This window comes from Accumulibacter sp. (assembly GCF_016789985.1).
In the GTDB taxonomy this organism is placed as follows: Bacteria; Pseudomonadota; Gammaproteobacteria; order Burkholderiales; family Rhodocyclaceae; genus Accumulibacter.
In genome coordinates this window covers 1-8,180 of sequence record NZ_JAEUOL010000105.1, presented here as the reverse complement: position 1 = coordinate 8,180, position 8,180 = coordinate 1, and the positions used below count along the sequence as shown (strand labels likewise).

Sequence of the window (8,180 nt, the reverse complement as noted above, 5' to 3'; positions counted from 1 at the left end):
ATGCCGAGTTCGACGACCATCGGCATGCCGTAGGTCGCCGAAGTGGCGGCAAAGAACAGGCCGTTTTCCATCGACAGGAAACCGATCACCTGCGGCACGGCCTTCGAGCGGGTAATCATCATCAGGAAGGAGAGCAGCACGCAGGCGAGCGCGATGCCCAGCGTGGCCCGGGCAATACTGATCGACAGGCGGGAGATCGGCAGCGCCAGTTCGAAGGCGAAAATGACCAGGGTGATCCCGATGATCATCGTGGTCGGGATATTGATCAGCGTTTCGACATCCCAGCGGACGTCGAGGCGGGTGATGACCCGATGGAGCAGCAAGGGAATGACGATGACCTTGAGGAGCAGGGTGATGCCCGCCGAGAGATACAGGTGCGGCTGGTGCGTCGCGTAGCCCACCACCAGCGTCGCTGCGACCAGTGCCGCACCCTGCGCGGTGAACAGGTGGATCAAGGAGAGAATCCGGCGTTGCGAGATCATCGCGAAGGACAGCATCAAGAGGATCGACGCCAGGAGGTTGATCAACTGGCCAACCAGTTCGGTCATCTCAGGCGCGCACCAGAATGTTGACCAGCATGCCGATCACTGCCAGAAGAAAAGCGGTGGCGAGGAATTCCGGTACGCGAAAGATGCGCATCTTGGCGCTCAATGTCTCGAGCAGGGCGAGCAGCACGCCGCCGATGGCCAGCTTCAGGATCAGCACCGGCATCGCCAGCAGCAGTGCCAGCGGTGCCTGGGCCTCGGCGATGCCCCACGGAAAGAAGAGGGCCAGGCCGATACACGAGTAGGCGAAGAGCTTCAGGCTGGCGGCCCACTCGAGCAGCGCGAGGTGGCGACCCGAGTATTCGAGGATCAGTGCCTCGTGGATCATCGTCAGCTCGAGATGGGTCGCCGGGTTATCCACCGGCACACGCGCGTTCTCGGCCAGCGAGACCATGGTGAAGGCCACTCCGGCGAAGGCCAGGCTCGGATAGATCGTCAGGTCGCGATGCGCCAGGGTCTCGACGATGGTGGTCAGCGAGGTCGACTTCGAGATCAGCGAGGCCGAGAACAGCACCATCAGCAGTGCCGGCTCGGCGAGAAAGCCGATCAGCATCTCGCGGCGGGCACCGAGCGTGCCGAAAGAAGTCCCGACATCCATCGCCGCCAGGGAAATGAACACCCGTGCAAAGGCAAACAGACCGACCAGGGCAATCGCGTCGGCGGCCGGCGACAGCGGCAGATCGGTGGACAGTGTCGGGATGATCGCGCTGGCCAGGGCCATGCAGCCGAAAACGATGTACGGCGCGCCGCGGAACAGCGGCGAAGCGTGTTCGGCGAGCACCGATTCCTTGTTGAAGAGTTTGTGCAGCGTCCGGTACGGTTGCAGCAGAGCGGGCGCCGACCTGTTCTGCAACCAGGCACGCCACTGGTTGATCCAGCCACCGAGCAGGGGCGCCAGGAGCAGTGCCAGGACGATCTCCAGTAGTTGCGAGACGACACCGAGCCAGGTCATTGTTTCACCACCAGCAGGACCGCGATCAGTGTGACGAAGCTGTAGAGCAGGTACACCGCGATCCGCCCCTGCTGCAACAGCCCGATCAGGCTGGCCAGACGATCGACGATCCTCGCCAGGGGCAGGTAGAGCCAATGCCAGAAGTGGTCGCCGACGCTGACGCGATAACGGGGTTCGGCGTCAAAAGGGGTCGGCAGCTCGCGTTGCATCCGGAGAAAGGGTTCGAAAATCTGCCGGATCGGTTGGCCAAAACCCTCGGCCGTGTCCTGCATGCGCGCGTTCTGCCACGGGTAGCCGCAATCCCAGGGGGCTGCGCGACGCAGACGGCCATGGTAGAGCAGGCGGACGAGCAGGAAGGCGAGCGCGAAGCTGCCGGCCACGCCGAGCAGGAAGATGACCGGACCATAGCTCGCCCGTTCGATCGCCACCGGCACCAGCAGCCAGCCGGCATCGCCGGCGGTCTCGGCAAGACCCGCGCCGACCAGTGTCCGGGTCAGCGGATCGATCAACGCAATCAACTGCACGGGAAACAGTCCGAGCACGACGCAACCGCCAACCAGCCAGGCCATGCCGAGACGCTCCCAGCTACCGGCGTCATGCGCCCGGGCGAGTTTCTCCTCGCGCGGCTGGCCGAGAAAAATGACCCCGAAAAACTTGACCATGGTATAGCCGGCGAGCGCGGCGACCAGTGCGATCAGCGCCGCCGCCACCGGGATCAGCATGTCGAGCAACGCACTGGGCAAACCGGGTGCAAAAAGGAAGCTTTGCAGCAGCAGCCACTCGGAGACGAAGCCGCCCAGCGGCGGCAGACCGGCGCTGGCCAGCACGCCAATCAGCGTCACCCACGCCACCCAGGGCATGCTGCGGATCAAACCGCCGAGTTTGCCGAGGTTGCGCTCGCCGGTGGCATGCAGCACCGCGCCCGTGCCGACGAACAGAAGGCTTTTGAAGAAGGCATGGCCGAGGGCATGATAGAGCACCGCGGTCAACGCCAGCGCGGCCATCGGCGGCATGTCATGAGCCGAGAACAGCAGGGTCAGGCCGATTCCGGAGAACAGCAAACCGATGTTCTCGATCGAAGAGTAGGCCAGCAGACGCTTCATATCGACCTGGACGGCGGCGAAGACGACTCCGAACAACGCCGTCGCCAGGCCCACCGCCAGGAGCAACAGGCCCCACCACCAGATGGGCGACGCCAGGAGGTCGAAAAAGATCCGCAGCACGCCGTAGATGGCGGTCTTCAGCATCACCCCGCTCAGCAGCGCCGAAACCGGCGAAGGGGCCGCCGGGTGCGCCTCCGGCAACCACACGTGCAGCGGCACGATGCCGGCCTTGGCGCCGAAGCCGAACAGCGCGAGCAGGAAGGCGGTCGACGCCCAGAACGGCGACAGTTGCTGGGCGCGCATGTTGGCGAAGGTATAGTCGCCGGTATTGGCCTGCAGGACGCCAAAGCAGAGCAGTATCCCGATGGCGCCGATATGCGCCACCAGCAGATAAAGGTAGCCGGCGCGCTGAATCTCGACGATGCGATGATTGGCGGTGACCAGGAAGAATGAGGCAAGGGCCATGCTCTCCCACATCACCATGAACGCATAGGCGTCGTCGGCCAGCACCACCAGCACCATGCTGGCGAGAAAAATGTGGTATTCGAGCGCCAGCAGGCCCGGCGGGGTGCCTTCCCCCTTGCGGAAATAGCCCGCGGCGAACGCGGAAACCCCGGCCGCGACGCTGCCGATGAGCATCAGGAAGAAAGCCGACAGGCTGTCGAGCCGAAAATGGAAGGGCAGCCCGGGCAGCCCGATCGGCAGCACGGCGACCTCGCTCGGTGCCCCCAGCGAATGCAGGGCGAGACCGGACAGGGCGAGACCGAACACCCCGCCGACGGGAAACAGGACTCTGGCCACCAGGGTCAGCCGGCGCAGGGCGAAAACGCCCGCCACGCCGATCAGCAGCCAGCCGGCGGCGAGCAGCAGAATCCAGTCGAGGCACAGCCAGGTGAGCGGATCGACGAAGTTCCCGGACAGGAGATTCACCGGTCGCCAGCGCCGCCGCGCGACCCGGCGGAACGCAAAAAAGGCACGCCAGGAATTTCGGATGCGTGGGGAGCAAGCCCCTGCTGGTCGCCACGGTTTGGGAACGGCATTCCCTTCAGACCTCCACCATAAGCCCGCCCGAAAGTTGCCGAACCGAACCCGCGCCGAGCGTTCGAGTCCCGACCGGACCGGCCAGGACGACTCCCTTTATGCTGCCATGCAAATATGGCGACAATTATATTTGCCGCTGCTACAATTGCAATTGTAATTTGATTAACATCTTATGTAATCTGACGTGCTGCAATGGAAAATCGCACCGCTCGCCTGACCATTCTCATCGACCCTCGCAAGAAACGGATCTTCGAGGAAATCTGCGCGACGCACGACCTGACGCCTTCGCAGGTCGTGCGCAAGCTGATCCGTCAATACATCATCGACAACGCCGGTGACCGCACACTGCCGGACTGGCTGAAGGGTCGGGCGTCACCCGACGGCAGCGCTCGGTCCTGATTCGGGTGGCACGCTCAAACGGATCAGCTCGTCCAGCGCGTCGGCCAGGCTGCGGACCGTCCGGTCGGGATGGTGCAGTTTCTCGAGGCCGAAGAGACCGATGCGGAAGGTGCTGAAATCGGCCGCTTCGTCGCACTGCAGCGGCACGCCGGCGGCCGTCTGCACACCGATGGCGGCGAACTTGCGCGCCGACTGGATCTCCGCATCGTCGGTGTAGCTGACGACCACGCCGGGCGCCTGGAAGCCCTCGGCGGCAACGCTGCGAAAACCCTTGCCGGTGAGCAGGGCGCGCACGCGCAGACCGATCTCCTGCTGTTCCTGACGAACCCGCTCGAAGCCGTAGTTCTCGGTTTCGCGCATCACGTCGCGCAGGGTGGCGAGCGCGTCGGTCGGCATGGTGGCGTGATAGGCGTGCCCGCCGTTCTCGTAGGTCTCCATGATCTGCATCCACTTTTTCAGGTCGCAGGCGAAGCTGCTGCTGCTGGTCGCGTCGATCCGTCCGCGCGCACGCTCGCCGAGCACCACCAGGGCGCAGCAGGGCAGCCCGGTCCAGCCCTTCTGCGGAGCGCTGATCAGGATATCGACATGGTTGGCGACCATGTCGACCCAGATTGCACCGGAGGCCACGCAATCGAGCACGAACAGCCCGTCCACCGCGCGCACCGCCTCGCCGACGGCACACAGGTAGTCGTTGGGCAGGATCATGCCGGAAGCGGTTTCGACATGCGGTGCGAAAACGAGGTCCGGTTTCTCCTCCAGGATGCGTGCCACGACCGCCTCGATCGGCGGCGGGGCGAACGGCGCGTGCTTCTCGTCGCCGATGCGCTGCGCCTTCATGACGATGCTCGCCGACGGAATCCGGCCCATCTCGAGGATCTGCGTCCAGCGGAAGCTGAACCAGCCGTTGCGGATGATCAGACACTTGCGGTCGGTGGCGAACTGCCGGGCGACGGCTTCCATGCCGAAGGTTCCGCTGCCCGGAACGACGATCGCCGTCCGGCCGTTGTACACCGTCTTGAGAATCCGTGCGATGTCCCGCATGACGCTCTGGAAGCGCTGCGACATGTGGTTGAGCGAGCGATCCGTATAGACCACCGAGTATTCGAGCAGACCTTCGGGATCGGGTTGGGGCAGCAGTGCAGGCACGATTGTCTCCGGTTGATGGGTTGGCTTGTCGATTGCGACGGGCAAAGGAGCGGGAGCATAACGCCAAGTCCGCACGGCGCGCTAGTCACCGCTGTGCACGGCACGGCGCGACGGCCACTGCCCGCGGATCGGCGCCACTATCGGCGGAGCGGCCCTCGCCCTGTCGGCGGCGGCCGCCCCGCGCACCGGAAATCGCTCTGGCCGGCGCCCGTCCGCCGGCCCCGGTCGCCGGCCTTGCCGGCCTCCCCGGGCACGGCGCCGGGCGTCTGACCGGCTAGGTCGTGGGTGACCGGCCGAGCAGGAAGAACTCGTCGTTCGGGCGCATCGAGGTCAGGTTGGCCAGCCGGTTGGAGAGCGCGAAGAAGGCGGCCACCGCGCCGATGTCCCAGATGTCCTCGTCCGAGAAGCCATGCTCGCGCAGCGCGGCGAAATCGGCGTCGCCGATCTCGGCCGAACGCAGCGCCGTCTTCAGCGCAAAGTCGAGCATCGCCCGCTGGCGTGGCGTCAGGTCGGCCTTGCGGTAATTCACCGCCACCTGATCGGCGATCAGCGGGTTGCGGGCCCGCACGCGCAGGATCGCCCCGTGCGCGACGACGCAATACTGGCACTGGTTGGCGCCGCTGCTGGCGACCACGATCATCTCGCGCTCGGCCTTGCTCAGCCCGCTGTCCTTTTCCATCAAGGCATCGTGGTAGGCGAAGAAGGCGCGGAACTCGTCGGGGCGGTGCGCCAGCGTGAGGAAGACATTGGGCACGAAACCCGCTTTTGCCTGCACTTCGAGGATGCGGTGGCGCACGTCCTCCGGCATCTCGTCCAGCGCCGGAACGGGAAAACGACTGATCGGCCGGCTCATGGCTCAGGCCTCGCCGCTCGTGCAATAGAGCGTCGATTCGCCCTCGATCACCGGCTTGCCGTTGACCGTGCACACCGAATCCATCACGCAACGCCGGCGGGCGACGTTCACTTCGCGCACCGTGACGGTCGCCGTCACCGTATCGCCGATGCGCACCGGCGCCTTGAACTTCAGCGTCTGGCCGAGATAGACCGTGCCCGGCCCGGGCATCCGGTTACCCAGCACGGCCGAAATGAAACCGGCGGACAGCATGCCGTGCGCGATACGACCGCCGAACTGGGTGGTCTTCGCCCATTCCTCGTTGAGATGGATCGGATTGACGTCGGTCGAGATGCCGGCAAAGAGGATGATGTCGGCTTCGGTGACGGTCTTGGCAAGGCTCGCGCTCATGCCGGGTTGCAGATCTTCGATGTGGTAGCCGCCGAGTGAATTCATGAGGATCTCCGTGGTCAGGGGGTTTTGCGTCGTGGCATGATACACAAAACCCGCACCTACCAGAGGAGAGTCGCGTGATGACCGAACCGAGCGATCTTGCCAGCCTGCTTCCCGCCCTTCCCGTGAATCGCCGCCAGTTCCTGGTCGGCACCCTCGGCGCCGGCTTTGCCCTCGCCGTGCAGCCGGTCGCGGCGAGCAGCGTGATCAGCACCGACAGCATCGGCCTGACCGCCGGCGAGATCGGCGTGCCGGCCGCCGGCGGCGAGCTGCCCGCCTACCGCGCGCAGCCGGCGAGCGGCGGCAACTGGCCGGTGATCCTGGTGGTGCAGGAAATCTTCGGGGTGCATGAGTACATCAAGGATGTCTGCCGCCGCCTCGCCAAGCTCGGCTACCTGGCGATCGCGCCCGAACTCTATGCCCGCCAGGGCGACCCGCGGCAGTACGCCAGCGTTCCCGAGCTGCTCGCCAAGGTGGTCAGCCAGGTCCCCGACGCACAGGTGATGGCCGACCTCGATGCCTGCGTCGCCTGGGCCGGCAAGCACGGCGGCGCCGTCACCCGCCTGGGCATCACCGGCTTCTGCTGGGGCGGGCGCATCGCCTGGCTCTACGCGGCGCACAATCCGCAGCTCAAGGCCGCCGTCGCCTGGTATGGGCGGCTGGTCGGACAGGCCGGCGAGCTGACCCCGCGCCAGCCCGTGGACATCGCCGCCAAACTCCACGCGCCGGTGCTCGGACTCTACGGCGGACTCGATCAGGGCATCCCGCTCGAAACCGTCGAGCAGATGCGCAAGGCGCTCGCCGCGGCCGCCAACCCGGTGAGCCAGGCGTCGCGGATCGAGGTCTACGACCAGGCAGGGCACGCCTTCCACGCCGACTACCGGCCGAGCTACCGCCAGGCCGAAGCGGCCGACGGCTGGCGCCGGCTGCAGGCGTGGTTCGGGCAGCACGGCGTCTGAGCAGGGGCCGCGGCGGTCCGGCTGCTTTCCCGCCGCGCCGCGGCCAGCGCGCCGGGGCCGGCGAATCGGCGTCGAGGATCGGCCGCCTTGCCGTCCGGCCCGACGTCCGGGGGAGCGCTGGCCGGCGGCGCGGCTGGCCAGGGCGAAATCGTGGCTCCGCAGCACGCCGTCGGAGTTCGGAAGCACGTCGTCGTCGCGCGCCGGGACGACGGCGTCGCCCGGAACGACGACGACGCAGTTGCGGGCAACGAAATCGTCCCTCCGGGAGTCGATGAGCGAAGCTCTGAACGACGACGTCGGACTGCGCAAGGACGAAGTCGCAGTTCCCGACGACGACTGCATCGTTCAACGCAACGACGTCGGAGTCGATCAAGCACGACAAGGCAGTTCAAGGCCACGACTTCGCAGTTCCGGGCAATGACTTCACAGTTCCGGGCGACGTGCTCGTCGTCCGCCATCACGACACGCCGCGTCGGTGGCGCGGCAGCATCGCCGGAAAGCCCGGTCAGGCGCCGCCGCGGGAGGCCGGCCGGCCCCGGCGGCCCGGCCGAATGCCGGCCGGGCGCGCCGCCGCTGCCGCCGGGCGCACTCCGGGACTACGCGCTGACGCTCCTGGCCGCGCGGCGTCCGCCGCTGAAGCGGGTGGCCATCGCCTCCTTCAGCGAATCGAGCCCGGCCCCCTTGCCGAAGGCCTTGGCGATGGCATAACCTTCGAGGGCCGCCGCGAGCACGTCGCTCCCCAGGGCCATT

At 66.4% G+C, this 8,180-nt stretch carries 9 protein-coding genes; 3 read left to right on the top strand and 6 right to left on the bottom strand.

Going from position 1 to position 8,180, the window contains the following annotated elements:
* The 3 genes from JNK99_RS06305 to hyfB form a co-directional block, all read right to left on the bottom strand.
* A partial coding sequence (locus JNK99_RS06305; protein ID WP_291850249.1) for a formate hydrogenlyase occupies window positions 1-548 on the bottom strand: 548 nt, incomplete at its 3' end.
* Between the two features lies 1 nt (window position 549).
* Window positions 550-1,497 (bottom strand): NADH-quinone oxidoreductase subunit H, encoded by a 948-nt coding sequence (locus tag JNK99_RS06300; RefSeq protein WP_291850246.1) that lies wholly within the window; start codon window positions 1,495-1,497, stop codon window positions 550-552.
* Window positions 1,494-3,530 (bottom strand): hydrogenase 4 subunit B, encoded by a 2,037-nt coding sequence (gene hyfB / locus JNK99_RS06295; protein WP_291850240.1) that lies wholly within the window; start codon window positions 3,528-3,530, stop codon window positions 1,494-1,496. Before hyfB ends, JNK99_RS06300 begins: the two co-directional genes overlap by 4 nt.
* A gap of 303 nt (window positions 3,531-3,833) precedes the next feature.
* On the opposite strand from hyfB, the gene JNK99_RS06290 reads away from it, so the two are divergent.
* Window positions 3,834-4,040, top strand: a complete 207-nt coding sequence (locus JNK99_RS06290; protein ID WP_291850238.1) for a CopG family transcriptional regulator — start codon at window positions 3,834-3,836, stop codon at window positions 4,038-4,040.
* On the opposite strand, the gene JNK99_RS06285 is transcribed toward JNK99_RS06290, so the two are convergent.
* The 3 genes from JNK99_RS06285 to JNK99_RS06275 all read right to left on the bottom strand — a co-directional run bounded on the left by JNK99_RS06285 (window position 4,014) and on the right by JNK99_RS06275 (window position 6,474).
* A complete protein-coding gene (locus tag JNK99_RS06285; RefSeq protein ID WP_291850235.1) occupies window positions 4,014-5,186 on the bottom strand; it encodes an aminotransferase class V-fold PLP-dependent enzyme in 1,173 nt (390 codons plus the stop codon). The two genes, JNK99_RS06290 and JNK99_RS06285, sit on opposite strands and share 27 nt — an antisense overlap.
* 274 nt (window positions 5,187-5,460) lie before the next feature.
* Complete coding sequence (locus JNK99_RS06280) at window positions 5,461-6,039, bottom strand: peroxidase-related enzyme (protein ID WP_291850232.1); 579 nt, start codon at window positions 6,037-6,039, stop codon at window positions 5,461-5,463.
* Between the two features lie 3 nt (window positions 6,040-6,042).
* The gene (locus JNK99_RS06275) at window positions 6,043-6,474 is read right to left on the bottom strand and encodes a MaoC family dehydratase (RefSeq protein WP_291850229.1); all 432 of its coding nucleotides are present in this window, start codon (window positions 6,472-6,474) and stop codon (window positions 6,043-6,045) included.
* Window positions 6,475-6,551: 77 nt separating this feature from the next.
* On the opposite strand from JNK99_RS06275, the gene JNK99_RS06270 reads away from it, so the two are divergent.
* Together JNK99_RS06270 and JNK99_RS06265 are read left to right on the top strand one after the other, a co-directional pair.
* Window positions 6,552-7,430, top strand: coding sequence for a dienelactone hydrolase family protein (locus JNK99_RS06270; RefSeq protein WP_291850227.1), 879 nt, complete (start codon window positions 6,552-6,554; stop codon window positions 7,428-7,430).
* A gap of 271 nt (window positions 7,431-7,701) precedes the next feature.
* Window positions 7,702-7,851, top strand: coding sequence for a hypothetical protein (locus JNK99_RS06265; RefSeq protein ID WP_291850225.1), 150 nt, complete (start codon window positions 7,702-7,704; stop codon window positions 7,849-7,851).
* The last annotated feature ends 329 nt before the right edge of the window (window positions 7,852-8,180 follow it).